Below are 16,796 nucleotides of genomic sequence, written 5' to 3'. Positions count from 1 at the left end.
GAACATGCCAATGCAACCGACTGCAACGATCGGCGCCCGCGCCCGCAGCGGCGATCGTCAGGCGTGGAAACGCGCGCGCCGCAAGGCCAGCGTGCAGGCTTTTTTGCTGGCCTTGCCGCTGCTCGTGTTCCTGCTTGCCACGTTCATCGCGCCAATCGCAAGCCTGCTTGCGCGCAGCGTGCAGAATCCCGAGGTTCGCGGCAGCATGCCGCAACTGACGGTGACGCTGCGTGCCTGGGATGGCAACGGTGTACCCGGCGAGCCGGCATTTGCCGCGCTCGCGCAAGGATTGCGGCAATCGGCCGAAGCCGGCGAACTCGGCAGCATCGCGCGCCGCATGAATTTCTATCAGCCGGAATTCCGCAGCCTGCTGATGAAAACGGCCCGCGAAACGCGTTCGCAGACGCCCGCCGCCTGGAAGCCGGCGCTGATCGAGATGGACCCGCGCTGGGGTGAAACCGGAACGTGGCAGTTGCTGAAACGCGCCGCCACCTCGCCGACACCCGACTACCTGCTCAATGCGATCGACGCCCAGGTTTCACCGGACGGTTCGGTGATTCCGGTGCCCGCCGATAGCGCCATCTATCGCGCGGCCTTCGTGCGTACGGTCCAGATTAGTGGGACCGTCACGCTGTTATGCCTGCTTTTCGGTTACCCGGTCGCGTATCTGCTCGCGACCCTGCCGCCGAAACACGGAAACCGGCTCATGCTATTCGTGATCGTGCCGTTCTGGACGTCGCTGCTGGTGCGCACCACCGCGTGGTACGTCCTGCTGCAGCCCGGCGGCGTGATCAATACCGCCTTGATGCGCTTCGGTTTCATCCATCACCCGGTGCCGCTGATTTTCAACCGCACCGGCGTGCTGATCGGCATGACGCATATTCTGCTGCCCTACATGATTCTCGCGATCTACTCGGTGATGAAAGGCGTATCGCCCGTGTACGTGCGCGCCGCGCAGTCGCTCGGCGCGCATCCGGTGACGGCGTTCACCCGCGTCTATATTCCGCAGACGCTGCCAGGTGTCGGCGCAGGCTGTTTTCTGGTCTTCGTGCTCGCGCTCGGCTACTACATCACGCCTGCGCTGCTCGGCGGTGCGGGCGACGAGATGATCAGCCAGCTCATTGCATCGCAGACCAACGAGCAGCTCAACTGGGGCTTGGCAGGTGCGCTGTCGTCCTATCTGGTGATATTCACGGCCGTGTTCTACTTTGTCTTCAACCGGCTTGTCGGTATCGACCGGCTACGATTCGGCTAGCGAGGAGACCTGCATGCAACCTCAACGTCACTACACGCTGTCCGAGCGGATTGCACGCAAGGGATTGCGCGTGCATTGCGCGGTGATCTTCCTGTTTCTGGTTGCACCGATTCTCGCCATCGTGCCGCTTTCGTTCAACTCGGGTTCGTTTTTTTCGTATCCCGTGGACGGTATTTCGCTGCGCTGGTATCAGCAGGCGTTCGGCTCGCACGACTGGCAACTCGCGTTCGCGAACAGTATTGGCATTGGCGCGGTCGCGACACTGATCGCGACCTGTCTTGGGACGCTGGCCGCGCTCGGGTTGAGCCGCTCGGTGTTCCCGTTTCGCTCGATCGTGATGCCGCTGCTCATTTCACCGATGATCATCCCCATCGTCGTGGTCGCAGCGGGCTTCTATCTGATCTTTTCGCCGCTTGGACTCGTCAACTCGTATCCGGGTGTCGTACTTGCGCATGCGGCGCTTGGCACGCCTTTCGTCGTGATCACCGTAACGGCCTCGCTGCTGTCGTTCGACCAGAGCCTGTTGCGCGCCGCCGCAGGACTCGGCGCTCGGCCGTGGACGATGTTTCGCCGCGTCACGCTGCCGCTGATCGCGCCGGCTGTCGCGACAGGCAGCGTGTTCGCGTTCGCCACCTCGTTCGACGAAGTGATCGTCATCCTGTTCATTGGCGGTCCTGAACAGCGCACGGTGCCGCGTCAGATGTGGAGCGGCATCCGCGACCAGATCGATCCGTCGATTCTTGCAGTGGCGACGGTATTGATCGTGTTCGCCACCTTGCTCTTCATCACGATGAACTGGTTGCGCGGCCGCGCCGCCGCAGCGGCAGCGGTCTGAGTCGCGCCTGATGACGTGCACGGACGGCCCGACGAACCTTACCTGAGGCGAAATCCGCCGGGCTTCATGGAATCGAGCCGTTGCTTGTTTCACTGCTTCTGAATGCCCGCCCCAGCGTGCTGAAGACGTCTATCGCCATGGTGCGCAGATGCCGCTCGGAGACGTGGCCGGTGAGCGCACATCCCATCCCCTGACTGCCCCAGTAGAACGTCACGCGGTCGCCATAGGAAAACTGGCGAAATGCCGTCGCGTCCTTTTGAACCACTGCGATGTAAATCGTGAGGCGGGTGCCGCCCGCATCCTGATACATGAATTGCGCGGCCGGGCCCGATTCGCCGGGCAACAGCCGACCGCCGATCAACGCATAGCCATATTCCCGCAGAGACGGTACCGACAAGCGTCGATCGAGGCGACGCGACAGCCAGTTCACCAGTTGATCCCGCTGTTCGGCCCCAACTTCCACAGGGTGATGTTGCTCCGGCGCGAACACTGCAAAAGCCTGGTCGGCGCGCTCGGCGAACGTGGATGAGTCCGCCGCGAGATCCGTCGACATCCAGCCGGATGACGAACTCAGCATCATGCCCATTGCCATGCAGGAGGCCGCGAGACCCGCGCGACGCCATCGTGACGTACGCCGGCGCGAAACGATACAACGCGTAGTGCCTCGCGAGTCTCCGAACAGGACTGTCAACGCCGCCTTTTGCGCGCAGTAATCCGCTACGCACTCGGCCGCTCCGGGGTCGGTCGTGACCCGGATCAGCGTCGCTGCGCGCTCAGGGGCGGATAGCTCGTTGTCGGCAAATGCCGATAGCGGGCGCAAATCCAGGCCGCTCACGCCTCGCCTCCTCCGCTCGTTATCGTCGTTCATGGCGCGTTTGAGATGACCCGGCTGACAGTTCATGATCGGGGAACGCCGGGCGCGAATCAGCAGCCTCCGACGATTCCAGCCGGGCCATCAATATCCGCCGCTGCTGCCGGTACTACTGTTGTTGCTGTTGCTGCTGTTGCCACTGTGGGTCGTCGTATCGCCCTGTGTGTTTGTATTGGGCGAACACCCGGTCATGGCAAAGGATAAAACCATCAGGATGACTACAAATAGCGAACTCGATCTCATCACCGTCTCCGCTGCGCGCGGCTAGCGCGCTCATTGCCGGGGGGCTGTCTAGTCAAGTGCTGGATGTTCCGCATGGGAACGATCTCTGCAGACAGGGCGAGCCCGATACGTCCGGCGTCAACACGCTCACTAAACGTACGGAGGCCTCGCTCTATTCCATTGCTTTCTGCACGAGAGATGGAATAGATGAGCCCGCCGGATCGTTTAGACGACGTACACGAACCACCGGCAGACTTCGATGAGCACTCGACAACAGCACGTCATGGGTTTGGTCGGCGCGAGGCTGCTGACGGTATCCGCCGTTTTGCTCGCCGGTTGCGGAGGAGGCAGCGGTGGCAGCAACGCAAGCAGCACGCCGATGGTTTCGCTTGCCGGCACAGCGGCGACCGGTAAGGCGCTTGCCAACGCCACCATCAACATCGACTGCGCGCGGGGCGCGATGTCAGTCGCAGCAGACGCGAACGGCAACTACCAGGCGACGTTCGACGCGGTGCCCCCCTGCATGATCGTTGCGAGCCTGGGCGAAACGACGCTGCATTCCCTGGCGTTCGCGGGTGGCACGTTCAACGTCACGCCGGAGACGGATCTGTTGCTGTCGTATCTGGCAGCACAACTGGGAACGAATGAAAGCGGACTTGTCGCCGGCTTCGCGCTGAACACGCAATTTCAGCAGGTGCTGCAGAATCAGACCGAAGTTCTGACTGCCCAGGCTGCTGTCGTGCAGAGTCTGCAGCAAACGTTCGGAATCACGCTTGCCGCCGCCAATTTTCTGACCACCTCGTTCGCTGTCGGTCAACCCGGCGAGGACAGCGATCTCGAAGCGCTGCTCGGTCAGCGTGCAATCGACGCAGACGGCGACCCGGACGCCACCACCGTCACACTGGTGGCCACGGCCGGGGCCGCACATCCGATTGCGACCTCGTCAAATACCAGCACGAGCGGCACCGGCGGAACCGGGGTGGGTGGTACGGGAAGCCCCGGCGGCATGATGTAAGGATGCGGCGACTGACTTGCGATACCGGATCGCATCGATCACCACGCTCATCGCACGCGAGAACTCGCGCGTTGCATAGCAGGCGTGCAGCCCCGGAAAGGTGGGACACCAGTCTTCCAATACCTTGACGAGGCGCCCCGCTTGCACGTGAGGCTGGGCAAGATCAGCCGGAATGTAGGCGAGGCCGTATCCCGACAACGCGGCAGCCAGCATCGGGTAGGTCCCGTTGAAAGCGAGTTGTCCGTCGACGCGAACCTGCACTTCGCGGCTGCCTTTCTTCAGCTCCCATGCGTAAAAGCCACCCAGCGTCGGCAAGCGAAGATTGATGCAGTTATGTGCGGTCAGGTCCTGCGGCTTTTTTGGCAACGCTCTCGTCTTCAGATACTCAGGAGTTCCGACAATCGCCATGCGCATTTCGGGCGCGAGGCGAACCGCAATCATGTCCTTCGCGACCTGATCGCCATGGCGAACGCCAATGTCGTACCGGTCTAAGACGATATCCGAGAGACCGTAGTCGATGATGATTTCCACCTTGAGGTCCGGATAGCCGTGCAGGACCGGCGCTAACCTCGGCCACAAAACCGTTTCTGTCGCGTAATCGGTCGCGGTAATGCGAATCGTGCCGACCGGTTTGTCGCGAAACTCTGCAACAGCAGCCAGTTCCGAATCGATCTCTTCGAAGCGGGGCCCAATGGACTGAATGAGGCGCTCGCCCGCCTCGGTGGGCGCGACGCTGCGTGTCGTGCGGGTCAGGAGGCGCATGCCAAGCCGCGTTTCGAGTGCCCGGATGGTGTGGCTCAAAGCCGATTGCGAAACGCCAAGTTGCGCGGCAGCCCGCGTGAAGCTGCGCTCGCGCGCGACGGCGATCAGTGCAAGCAGGTCGTTATAGCTTTCGCGACGCATTGATGAACTCGGTTCATGGATGTTCGCAGATTCTAATGCCTGGTCGAACATGAGTGCATACGTCGGGTTTCGTCGACTCGCTACGCTTCCGCTGTTTCCTCGAAAAACGCGGCGGCGTGCTCGACAAACGCTTTGACCTTGGCCGGCAAGAGTGTTCGCGAGTTGTAGGCCAGCCGAATTTCAAACGTGCCGTCGACGATCTCGAAGTTCTCAAGAATCGGCACCAGCCTGCCGGACGCCAGTTCGGCCTGCACGAGCGTGGCTGACATCGCACCGATGCCGAATCCCTCCAGCACCATTTCCCGATTGAACATCGGGTTATTCGATGCGACGTGATACGTCAACGGAATGGTCAGGTTTCCTTCGTCCACGCGAAAGGTCAACTCGGGCTTGCGAACTGTCGGCGGTACGGCGACGAACGTGTGCCGGGTCAACTCGGATGGATGCTGCGGTACGGTGCGTTTCTTCAGATACTCCGGCGTTGCTACGATAGTGAGCGGGACGCGCTCGAGCAGCCGGGTGACAACGGTTTCGGCGCTCAACATGAAGGGCACGACGATGCCGAGGTCATAGCCATCCGCGACCAGATCGACGGGGCGCTCGGTGAGGGTCACATCCAGATCGACTTTCGAATACTTGCGCTTGAAGCTCGAAATCAGCGGTACGAGTCGAAGCACGGTCGCCGTGGTATGGGCGACGAGGCGGAGCACGCCGCTAGGCTGAACGGTCTGCATGGACGCTTCGGCTTCCAGCACCGCGAGATCGTCCAGAATGCGCGCACTGCCCGCGTAGAAACGTTCTGCTGCCTCCGTCATGGACATTTGCCGCGTCGTCCGATGGAACAGACGGCTGTCCAGCCGCGTTTCGAGTCCTGAAATCGCGCGTGATACGGCTGCCACGCTGATCCCGAGGTTGTCCGCCGCCCGCCTGAAACCGTTAGCCTCGACGACAGAACGGAACACGCGCAAGCTCTCAAGATAATCCATTGGGTCCCCCTAATGGCAGCGCATACAGGGCGCTTTGTGATGATCCATCCGACTGGGGCTGCTTACCTGTCCGCGCGTCTGAATTCGCATTTAAAAGGTTGCTTTCGCAAGAATCGCTCATTTCTGATATCTCTATTTCTGATCTAGACTATATCTGATTTATCAGATAAGTGCAAAGACCGCGTTGCAATGACCAGGCGGCACTCATCGTTGGTTGATGATCCGAGAGAAAAAAGTCTGTCACGGCATGCTTGCCTAAGCCGTTGATTCGATGATGTATTTTTTTGACGCATCAACGCATTCAAAGTCTGTGACGAGGCACAAGGATTGGGGATCTCGGAAGCGACGGCGGAATATAGTCTGTCAAGCCATAGTGGCGGATTCGATGGAAGCCGGCGGGCAACACATGGAGCAGGAAGCGACGCATGAACTCGCTGGATTCGAGTGTCATCGCTTTATAACGGGTACGGCCCTTCCCCCGGTAGTCTTTCCAGCGGAAGCTCACGCTCCGCCCATCGAAGGCGAGCAGGCGCTGGTTAGCCGTCTCCCGGTATTGCGTGTGCCGAATGACGGTTGACCAGCAAGGAATGGACACTCGGGCGGACTCTTCAGTGGTCGCCGTGCTGCCCGGCAACGTTTTCAGGCGACGTTGAGCAATGAAGTGAGCGACTTTTCACCCCGACGCGAGCCAGTACCCGATTTGGATTTCAACTGAACCGGGCCCCTCACAGCTGGAAGCGGGCGCGCGGCTGCGCGCTGGTGCGTACGGCCCGATCGCTTGATACTTAATTAATTACGGTCAGCAACCGCAACAGGCAGGGTGAACTGAAAGACCGCGCCCCGCCCAGGCGCGCTGGTGACCCATAACCGGCCGCCATGCGACTCGACGATTGAACGGCTGATGCGAAGCCCCATGCCGGTGCCGTGGGACTTGGTTGTAAAGAACGGATCGAAAATCTGTTCCGCGAGCTGCAGCGGAACGCCCATGCCCGTATCACTGACAGACACAAGAATCTGCCCGTTTTCGGCACGCCGCGACCTGATGACCATCTCCCGGATTCCATCAACATCCTTCATCGCTTCGATGCCATTGACGATCAGGTTCATCGCGACCTGCTGCAATTGCACGCGATCTCCGACAATCTGGGGGAGACCGGCTGCCAGTTCTGTGCGGACTGATATGTTGTAGCGCACTGCCTCGCCGCGTAGGAGCTCGACGGTTTCCCGAATAATCTCGCCTACGCCAAAGACCTCGCGATTCAGCGCGCCCTTCTCGAATTGCGTGCGGATCCTGTGAATAATCTGAGCAGCGCGTTCACCGTCTTTCACCATGCGTGTGGCAGCCACGCGCGCTTCGTCGAGATTCGGCTTATCGCGATCAAGCCACCGAACGCAGGCGTTTGCGTAGGCGATAGCACCCGTAACCGGTTGATTGATTTCATGAGCGAGAGAAGCCGTCAGCTCTCCCATTGTTGTCACCCGGTTGATGCGTGCGAAATCGGTCAATGCCTGGCGTAAAGCCTCTTCCGCCCGTTTGCGTTCCGTGATGTCACGAACGGCTCCTATAAAATCAAGGTTGCCGGTGTTCGCCGCCCGGCCCGTAACGTGAACGTATTTGACTCGCCCGTCCGGCATGACGAGACGATGTTCACTATCAAAATCCTTCTTTTCTCTGATAGCGTCGTCGAGCAGCCGTCGAACACCATTCTGGTCGTCGGGATGCACTCGCTGTAATGCGAGTTTCGCTGAGGCCTGGACACCCCGATCATATTCAAGGAGGTTGTAGCCTTCCTCTGACCAGTAATACTCTCCACTTACAACGCTCCAGCCGAAGGTACCCGTGTGGCTGATACTTTGCCCTTGAGCGAGGAAGGCTTCGCTGCGTTGCAGGTCGGTATAGAGCGCGGCATTCTCGAGTGAAATGGCGGCCTGTGAAGCCAGCAACCGCAACACGGCAAGCCGGTCCGACGTGAAGGCACGCGGTGCCAGGTTGTTCTCCAGATAAAGTGCGCCGCCAAACTTTGCATGTTTAAGAATGGGTAGGCAGAGCACGGAGCGCGAGTGGCTCCGCCGCACATAATCGTCCCTTGAGTACACGATGTCGGCCGACGCATCGTCGATGAGGACGTGCTCCTGCGTCCGGATAACGTACTGCAGCACGGTTTGAGGAAGATCAAACGTTCCGATGGCTGCTTGTCGAGTCGAAACCTCGATTCTGCCCGAGCCACTGATAGCCTCCGCTTCGATACGCGGTTCCCCATCCGATAAGATCAGAAGGCCCCGTTCGGCACCTGCCTGTTCGATTGCCGTGCGCATGATCGTCTCGATCAGCTTTTCCAGGTGTATCTCGCCTGAAACGGCCTGTAAAACCTTGATCACGGTCGCCAGCTCGACGTGCTCGATTGGTGTTGCCATCGTATTGGTGGGTCCGGTCGCCGTCTCTCGGGCCCGCAGATACGGGCACTGTTCCTCGAGTTGACGCACCTTTGCGTTGGCGCCCCAACGCAGATAGCCATAGCAGGCGTTCTGCATGTACATGCGCGCAATGCTCCCCAGACCGCGGGCTGCATAGAAGCGGGACGCGAGTTCGCTGGCCAGTGCCTCGACCTGCGCGAAGCCGCTTTCCTGTGCTGAGCGGATGGCCTGTTCGTAGAGCACCTCGGCATCGACCACGCGGCCCTCGAGGCGGGCGATCTCTGCGTCGACCAGCGCGCTGTGGCTTGCGAAGTTCTCCGGGCACAGATCCGCCCAGATGCGCAGCTGGTTGCGGTGGGCAGCTAGTGCGTCCATGTGCTCCGGCAGGTCACCGGCCGGGACGGAGTCGCATCGGGCAGACCGTGCCAGCGCGGCATAAAGGTAATATTCGGCGTCTTCGTTGAACGAGTATGAGGTCCACAGGAGCGCTTGTGCCTTTGAGGCAGCAGCTACGGCTGCGTCATAGTCGCCTGCGAGATAGCGAGCCTGCAGTTTCCGGACCCAGTACCAGCACGCGGCGGTCGAGAGCGACGGGTTGGACAGAAGCTGTTCGCAGTCAGCTTCATTGCACTGCCCGACCTCAAGACAGCCGAACACCGGCGTCAAGCCGCGAAGCGTCCTGATCAGTGCAAGCTGCACTTCGATACAGTGAATGACCAGGCCGAATCGGACTTTCCTCGCGTAGGCCAAGCCGGATTCGGCTTCTCGCTGCACCTCGGTTAGTGACTCACCGATGAAAAGCAAGGTCGAGGTCAGGTGATTGCGCGCGAATACGCCGTAGGTCAGGTCGCCAGTCCGGCTCAAGGCGTCCAGAATGCGGCGGAACTGGTCACAGCACGCCCGTGCAGGTTGCACCCAGCGTGTGACATACAGTGCGCGAGCGTGGTAAGTGCGGGCTGCGTAGCGTTCGAGCCCGCGCCGTTCGACGAGTTGGCAGGCGAGCTGGCTAAATCGAAATCCGGCCTCGTAATCGCCGAAAAGCCGGCCGGCGACCCGTGGCAAGTAAGCGTAGGCCACGCATGAGGCATCGCCATTGCCGTACTCAAGGCTAAGACTGACCGCCTTGCAGATTGCGAGGCCTGCGAACTGGCCATCTATGACCAACGCCGCTGCGAAGAGCTTGGTCAGAACCTCGACGGTCGCAATGGCGACCGCGTCCTGCATAGGCGGCAGGTCGACGAGTCCTTCGATGGCTCGGCCCCCAAGCAGGGACCCGATACGCTCGTATTCGGTTTGCACCGCCATCTCATCCGGATAGGGTGACCACGCGATGCCCACACGACGAAGGAAAGCGAGGCCAACTGTGATTGCCTGGTCGCACTGGTCGCTGACGATGTGGACATCCATCTGCCTGCATGCGACCTGAGCGCGCTCGGTCGTGGTCGCAACACGCTTCGATAGCTGCGCCAGCCGCGCTTCGGCGGCGGCCAGTTGTCCTGTGAGGAATTCGCATTCGGCCCGGTTCAACTCCAGCGTAAAGAGCAGGTCATGCCGCCGCTGCCAGCAATCGTCGCTCAGTAGCCCCGCACCCGTGGCGAAATACGCGAGCGCCGAGGCATAGGCGCTCGATGCCTTGGCGCGCTGGCCAGCGAGCAGATTGAGTTCGGCCAGGTGGTCGCGTTCGTCCTGTTCGGTGATCAGTACGGCGCCGCGATTAAGCTGCCCCACGATCTCGAAGATTGCTTCCTCGCGCTTTTCCTTGGGCGTATGCGCGACGAGCAGCCGGCCGATCCGCAGATGGGCATCGGCGCGCGATGCCTGCGGGATGAGTGAATACGCTGCTTCGTGGATCCGGTCGTGAACGAACGCGTAAGCGTCCTCCGCCCGCACGGCCAGTTCCTGGCGAACCGCCTCCCACAACGCCGTATGAACCTGCGCCTCCTGCATGCCGAGCACGGCGGACAGGGGCGCGATGTCCACGACGCTGCCGAGGCAGGCAAGCTGCCGCAGCGCGTGCTGCGTCGCGGCCGGCAGGCGGATCAGCTTGGCGGCCATCAGATCCACGACGTTGTCGGCGTAACCCCTGGCACGGATGCGATCGGTGTCCCAGCGCCACTGGCGCGCGTCGTGATCGAACGTCAGAAGATTGCCTTCGGCCAGCGCCTGCAAGAACTGGATCACAAAGAATGGATTGCCACCCGTTCTGTCGCGCACGAGGCGCGCGAGAGGCTCGATCGATTCGGGCGCACAGTGGAGGGCATCCGTAATCAGATTTGCGATGTGTGCCCGCGTCAGCGGCGCGAGCCGGATTTCCTCCACTTTCGCGTCTGCATTGCTGAGCGCCTGAAGCCTGGCGGTCAGCGGGTGGGCGGCGTCGACCTCGTTGTCGCGGTAGGCACCGATCAGCATCAGGTAGCGTAGGTCTGGGTGGGTCATCAGATCCGCGAGCAGATCCAGCGTCGCTGCATCGAGCCACTGCAGGTCGTCGAGAAAAAGTGCAAGCGGATGGTCGGCCTGGGCGAATACGCCGATAAAGCGCCGGAACACCAGCAAAAAGCGCTGTTTCGCCTGTTGTGGCTCGAGTTCCGGGACGGCGGGCGGTTCGCCGACGATGAGCTTCAGTTCCGGGATCAGGTCGCTCAATAGCGCGGTATTGGGCGAGAGCGCCTCCAGTAATGCGGTGCGCCAAGCTGCCAGCTCGGTGTCGGATTTGCAAAGCAACATGCGCACCAGGCCCTGGAATGCCTGAATCAGCGTGGAATAGGGGATATCGCGCTTGTACTGGTCGAATTTGCCGGACGCGAAAAGTCCCCGCGGGGGCACCAGCACCTTGTGTAGTTCATTGACGACCGACGATTTGCCGATGCCCGAATAACCGGAGACGAGCACCAGTTCCGGGACGCCATGCGCGACCATCCGATCGAATGCGGCGACCAGGGTGTCGACCTCGCGCTCCCGCCCGTACAGCTTCTCAGGAATCAGCAGGCGGTCAGGCGCATCGTGTTCGCCTAGTGGGAAGGCTCTGACGTGGCGGCGCTGCCAGTCAACCAGGCACTGCCTCAGATCACGCTCAACACCTGCCGCAGTCTGGTAGCGTTCTTCGGCCGTCTTGGCGAGCAGCTTCATGACGATATTCGAGATCACTGCCGGGACGGTCTGCAACCGCGCGCTGGGCGGTACCGCCCTTCTGGCGATATGGCAATGCACCCATTCCATAGGGTCGGCGGCGGTGAACGGTAGCGCGCCGGTCAGCATCTGATAGAGCGTGACGCCGAACGCATAGAGATCGCTGCGCGAATCGATCGAGCGATTCATCCGGCCAGTCTGCTCGGGCGCCATATACGCGAGCGTTCCAGCAAGGTTCTCGGGCGGCTCGGGTGCCTGTCGTTCGCGCGGCAGGCGAGAGGCGAGGCCGAATCCGGTAAGCCGCGCGCGCCCGTCGGCGCAGTTCACCAGGATGTGGGTTGGCTTGAGATCCTTATGAACGAGGCCGCTCTGGTGAAGCTTGCCGAGCGCTGCGGCAATGGGCACCGCGAGCCGCAAAAAGAGTCCCGTCTCCATGGGCGCGCCGAGCAACCGCGCGAGCGGCTCGCCACCTCGGTCCTCGAGCAACAGGAACGTACGGCCATGTTCACGCACCAACTCCAGCGGCAATACCGCCCACGCGCTATCGAGTTCGGCCCTCAGGCCAAACTCGTAGGTGATGCGATCCAGACTGGCGGGCGGTGGATGTTCGGCGGCAAGTCGCGCAAGCAGGACGCTGTCGCCGCCGGCCCCGCTTGCGCGTCGCTCCCGACAGAAGACACGCTCGCCATCGTCCCATAAGATCTCGAGTCTGTTATCCATCGCTGCCGGACCCATAGGTATGCTCTCATCTGCCGCACCCCGTCACTAGCCCGCGCTATGCCCATAAGCTGGACTTAACATCCGTCTACAAAACAAGGCACGCTTGGCGACGCGATTGAACGGAGCCCCCCTACGATTACCAATCGCGGCAGCAGCATCCATTCGTTAGAATACGCCTCTGCCGCCCGCAGTGCCAACGGGATTGGTACGAGAGATGCAGTCGGAGCGAAGTTCGCGCCACGCGAGCTGTCATCTGAAATCGGGAAGGCCATTGGCGCCGCTAGGGCAACGGCGGCGAAGATACCGGACGAAGCCCAACGAAAGGCGGAGCGTGCCACGATCCACTGGCGCATGAACGACTGCTGGATAAGCAAAAGTCACCGCTTATGCGAAAAGCCGTTCAGCGATCGAATAGGCAGGGAGTTTGAGTCCACCGATGTACGGTCCGCCCGCTTGACAACGTCATTGTCCGCAAGCCGGCAACTCGGGCCGAAGGTGCGTTCGTCTTTGACAATCGGGTGGCCGGTTACGACCCCGAGCTTGTGTGAAAACGCGTTGATCACCTAAACTGGATTAACTCATTCAGCATGGGTGACCGGATGAAGCGATTCATAGAAGGTGAAGATCGCAAGCAGGTGACGCTGCTTCCAGAGTGCCTTGATGACTTCGTCGCAGAGGACAACCCGGTCAGGATTATCGAGGCGTTTGTAGAAGAGCTTGACCTCGCATCGCTGGGCTTCGATGGAGCAATGCCCTCGATTACAGGACGCTCGTCCTATCATCCAGCAGTACTGCTGAAGATCTATATTTACGGCTACCTGAACCGTGTTCAATCGAGCCGTCGCCTGGAACGCGAATGCCAACGCAATGTTGAGTTGATGTGGCTTACGGGCCGACTGGCTCCAGACTTCAAGACCATAGCAGACTTTCGCCGTGACAACGGCGTCGGCATTCGCAATGTGTGTCGCCGCTTTGTGATGCTCTGCCGTGAGCTGAAGCTGTTCTCGCAAGCGCTAGTCGCCATTGACGGTAGCAAGTTCAAGGCAGTCAATACGCGGGATCGCAACTTCACCGAAGGTAAAGTCGACAAGCGCCAGAAGCAGATCGAGGAGAGCATCCAGCGGTATCTGAACGCGCTGGAGACTGCCGATCGAACGCAACCCGCGGAGCTCGAAGCGAAGACGACTCGATTGCAAGATAAGATAGCGCGCTTACGCGAGCAGATGCGGAACCTCGATCAGGTCAAGGAGCAACTCAAGACGCAGCCTGATGGCCAACTCTCGATGACTGATCCCGACGCGCGCTCCATGGCGACGAGCGGCAAGGGCTCGGGAATGGTGGGCTACAACGTGCAGGTGGCCGTTGACGCCAAACACCATCTCATCGTGGCTCACGAGGTCACAAACTCTGGCAGTGACAGGGCACAGCTTAGCCCCATGGCAAAAGCTGCACGCGACGCGATGGGCAAGACAAGGCTGAGGGCAGTCGCCGATCGTGGCTACTACACCGGAACCCAGATCAAGGAGTGCGCGGATGCCGGGATCGCGGTAATGCTGCTGAAACCGACGACATCAAGCGCTAAACATCATGGTCGGTTCGATCGGTCAGACTTCGTCTACATTGCCCGGGACGACGAATACAAATGCCCGGCTGGTCAGCGTGCAATTTACAGCTTCACTGGAGAGGAACACGGAATGCAACTGCGCCGCTACTGGAGCAGTGCGTGCCCGCAGTGCCCAATGAAATCCAAATGCACACCAAGTTCTTATCGGCGGATTACCCGCTGGGAACATGAGTCTGTGCTGGAAGGCGTTCAACGTCGGTTGGACAAAACGCCAGACGCAATGAAGATACGCAGGCGAACGGTAGAACATGTCTTCGGGACGTTCAAGCACTGGATGGGCTATACGCACTTCCTGACGCGCAGGCTGCCCAATGTAGGTACCGAGATGAGTTTAAACGTACTCGCCTACAATCTCACGCGAGTGCTGAGAATCCTGGGCTTCAAGAAGACAATGAAGGCGATGCGGCTGGTGGGTGGGTAAGGACCCGCAGGTCCCGAAATAAAGCCCTCAGACTCGCCTGGAACGCATCAGAGAGGTTCAACTTCTCGTCGGCGTCGTGATAGCTGCGAAGGCAGTCAAACGCGCCGCTGGGGTCGGCGTCACGCGTCGCATTGTAATGCCATCGGGTCTCCACATAGCCTGGACCCACAAGCGACAGTCAAGTTACGCGAAGCGGACGCTGGAAGAACACCCAGTGCTATCCGACTACGTGCTGTTTGATTTATTCCGCTGCGATAGCGCTTTGCTTATCGATTTGCCCGTGCCGTGTCATTGCCACCCGCTTTGTGGACCATTGCACCAACATCGCCAGCGCTGCTGCTTCAACAAACGCCAGCGTTGGAGGTTGATGCGGCAACGCGAACGCAAGAAACAAACAGAATGCGGCAAACGAGAACCGGCCGAGGACCATGCCGCTCAAAAGGGAAATTACAAAGTCAGGCCCATGTGCGCGATGTGACGACACCGATAAGACGATTCCAAGCAATGGGAAAACTGCGAGGAGGCCACTCCATGCGGCGCCCACCGACCCCGACAGCGAGGTGACGAGTATTGTGAGCACTGCACCGGCAATCATCCTCCCGATCAGATCAGCGCGAGTGAGCGGTGCGCCTGCCGCGACCGCTGTACTCCGTGGCAAAAACGACTGGCCGAAACAAACCGCAGCGAACGCTGCGGCGGCTGCCCACATGGGCGATGTCGGCAGGAACGAAAGGGCACACGCGCATACGAACCAAGTGAGGAGACCGGCAACCATTGCGACTGGCCACGCAAGCGAGCGGCAGGTCCATGCGTAAGCGAAATTGAACGCTTCCGACGCGAGGATGGCCGAGAGGGATAGTGTCGCAGCACGTGCCCCGAAGATCGGGCCGTGCGCGAGTACGAGAAGGTAAAGAATTGGACCAGCTACCACGGGTAGGCCGGCGAGCCACCCGGCAATTGACGGCCCCCACCATTTACCCGACATCGAAACGACAAGCAAAAACAGTGGAACGAGCGTGAGCTTGAGCGCAAGCATGACGAAATCGGGCGGATTAAAGACGAATTATACCCACTTCAGATTTGCGGCCTCTGCGTTGCGAGCGCGTCGCCGAAACATCGAACGGCCGCTTCCGGACGATATGACGAAGCACCGTTCATGGCCGAACGCGGTCCGATGACGAGGGGCATCACACGACCAGGAGCGGTCCTACAACCTGTTCTCAAGCAGCCATTCACATACGAACCCCACCACAGTCACATCAATGCCAGACGACGGCTATCGCGATCGCGGCAAACAGACACCACTTTATGGCGTAATACGCGGTGCGATTCCAGGCCTTTAGCCGCTTGCCGACAAGCCGCACGGAATAAACATAGCGGAATACACGATTGAGGCCGCCTGTCCGATCGCCTAGTTCATTCGGAGACGCCGCGGCGCGTAGCAGAAACCCGCCAATTATCCGGATGATCGCCTGTGCCCAGGCGAATTTCATTGGCCTCTCAATGTCGCAGAAGAGAATAATGCGATCCTGCTCAGTCCGGTTGGCGGCATGGTGTAGATAGGTTTCGTCGAACACCACATCCTCCCCGTCCCGCCACGAGTAAGGGATACCGTCGACGACAATGGCACAGCGATCGTCGTTCGGTGTAATCAGGCCAAGGTGATAACGCAGTGAACCGGCGAACGGGTCACGATGCGGATTCAGTGTGCCGCCGGCCGGCAGCATCGCGAACATCGCAGCCTTGACAGACGGAAGGCGTTGCAGGATTTCGACGGTGCGCGGACAGAGGGCCTCCGCCGACGGATGCGGATTGTCGTACCATTTCAGGTAAAAGCGTTTCCACCCGGTCCGGAAAAACGAGTTGAACCCGATGTCGTTATACGCATCGGCTGCGCGAATGCGGCTCGCTTCTACTAAAGCAAGTGCCTCCTCGCGAAACACGCGCCATTCGCTCTTTATTACCGCCAGTTCCGGAAATTGCCGCGGTGAAATGTACGGCGTGTTGGGCACCGAGGAGAACAGATACGCGAACCAGTTGAGAGGCGCTGTGAAAGTGGAGTGGTCGGTCAGTTGTCTGAAGAAACTGCCGTGTCGAACCTGTCCGCGTCGATGGGTGAGGACTGCGCACAGCACGAATAATATGAGGATAGTCCAGCGCATGGCTTAAAGGACCTTTCAAGCTTTTGCGATGCCATAAATTATACGAACTTCCACAAATTTTGGTTGTCTGCAGCGTGCGCGCCAAAAAGCAAAAAAGTAATGCTCCACGAGGCACTTAAGCCTGTGCGCAAATCGGGATACGCATGTTTCTGCTTTTGACTCCGTGAATCACGTGTGTGCTGTCAACAATTCAGGCAGTCGCGTCGACCGGCCGGACCTGGCCGATAGCACCAATTCGATG

General features: G+C 60.1%; 11 protein-coding genes and 1 pseudogene. 5 read left to right on the top strand and 7 right to left on the bottom strand.

The features are described from left to right. The first annotated feature begins 10 nt into the window (after nt 1–10). Together P3T43_RS05550 and P3T43_RS05545 are read left to right on the top strand one after the other, a co-directional pair. Complete coding sequence (locus tag P3T43_RS05550; protein WP_429280031.1) at nt 11–1,255, top strand: ABC transporter permease; 1,245 nt, start codon at nt 11–13, stop codon at nt 1,253–1,255. A 13-nt stretch (nt 1,256–1,268) separates the two neighbouring features. Next, nucleotides 1,269–2,090: an ABC transporter permease gene (locus P3T43_RS05545; RefSeq protein WP_429280030.1), complete on the top strand. Its 822-nt coding sequence runs from the start codon at nt 1,269–1,271 to the stop codon at nt 2,088–2,090. Between the two features lie 64 nt (nt 2,091–2,154). On the opposite strand, the gene P3T43_RS05540 is transcribed toward P3T43_RS05545, so the two are convergent. Further along, on the bottom strand, nt 2,155–2,925 hold the full coding sequence (locus P3T43_RS05540; protein ID WP_429280029.1) for an anti-sigma factor family protein: 771 nt from the start codon (nt 2,923–2,925) through the stop codon (nt 2,155–2,157). A 64-nt stretch (nt 2,926–2,989) separates the two neighbouring features. Between P3T43_RS05540 and P3T43_RS05535 the strand changes: the two genes are divergently transcribed. Together P3T43_RS05535 and P3T43_RS05530 are read left to right on the top strand one after the other, a co-directional pair. Next, complete coding sequence (locus tag P3T43_RS05535; protein ID WP_429280028.1) at nt 2,990–3,229, top strand: hypothetical protein; 240 nt, start codon at nt 2,990–2,992, stop codon at nt 3,227–3,229. Between the two features lie 213 nt (nt 3,230–3,442). Continuing rightward, nucleotides 3,443–4,198, top strand: coding sequence for a hypothetical protein (locus tag P3T43_RS05530; RefSeq protein WP_429280027.1), 756 nt, complete (start codon nt 3,443–3,445; stop codon nt 4,196–4,198). Here P3T43_RS05530 and P3T43_RS05525 read toward each other — a convergent pair. The 4 genes and pseudogenes from P3T43_RS05525 to P3T43_RS05510 all read right to left on the bottom strand — a co-directional run bounded on the left by P3T43_RS05525 (nt 4,127) and on the right by P3T43_RS05510 (nt 12,348). After that, the gene (locus P3T43_RS05525; protein ID WP_429280026.1) at nt 4,127–5,101 is read right to left on the bottom strand and encodes a LysR family transcriptional regulator; all 975 of its coding nucleotides are present in this window, start codon (nt 5,099–5,101) and stop codon (nt 4,127–4,129) included. The two genes, P3T43_RS05530 and P3T43_RS05525, sit on opposite strands and share 72 nt — an antisense overlap. A gap of 80 nt (nt 5,102–5,181) precedes the next feature. Continuing rightward, nucleotides 5,182–6,087 (bottom strand): LysR family transcriptional regulator, encoded by a 906-nt coding sequence (locus P3T43_RS05520; RefSeq protein WP_429280025.1) that lies wholly within the window; start codon nt 6,085–6,087, stop codon nt 5,182–5,184. 364 nt (nt 6,088–6,451) lie between these two features. Continuing rightward, nucleotides 6,452–6,628 (bottom strand): annotated as a pseudogene (locus P3T43_RS05515) (transposase); the annotation flags it as partial. 248 nt (nt 6,629–6,876) lie between these two features. Beyond that, complete coding sequence (locus P3T43_RS05510; RefSeq protein WP_429280024.1) at nt 6,877–12,348, bottom strand: trifunctional serine/threonine-protein kinase/ATP-binding protein/sensor histidine kinase; 5,472 nt, start codon at nt 12,346–12,348, stop codon at nt 6,877–6,879. A 599-nt stretch (nt 12,349–12,947) separates the two neighbouring features. Here P3T43_RS05510 and P3T43_RS05505 point away from each other — a divergent pair. Beyond that, nucleotides 12,948–14,393 carry an IS1182 family transposase gene (locus tag P3T43_RS05505; RefSeq protein ID WP_429280023.1) on the top strand — a complete coding sequence of 482 codons (1,446 nt, stop codon included), beginning with the start codon at nt 12,948–12,950 and terminating at the stop codon, nt 14,391–14,393. 241 nt (nt 14,394–14,634) lie between these two features. Here P3T43_RS05505 and P3T43_RS05500 read toward each other — a convergent pair whose 3' ends face one another. Beyond that, entirely contained in the window at nt 14,635–15,429 is a 795-nt protein-coding gene (locus P3T43_RS05500) for a hypothetical protein (protein WP_429280022.1), read from the bottom strand. A 223-nt stretch (nt 15,430–15,652) separates the two neighbouring features. Continuing rightward, nucleotides 15,653–16,555, bottom strand: coding sequence for an aspartyl/asparaginyl beta-hydroxylase domain-containing protein (locus P3T43_RS05495; RefSeq protein ID WP_429280021.1), 903 nt, complete (start codon nt 16,553–16,555; stop codon nt 15,653–15,655). Between the last annotated feature and the right edge of the window lie 241 nt (nt 16,556–16,796).

Source organism: Paraburkholderia sp. GAS41, assembly GCF_050436545.1.
In the GTDB taxonomy this organism is placed as follows: Bacteria; Pseudomonadota; Gammaproteobacteria; order Burkholderiales; family Burkholderiaceae; genus Paraburkholderia.
The sequence above is the reverse complement of the archived record's forward strand: the minus strand, read 5'-3'. Positions and strand labels throughout refer to the sequence as shown.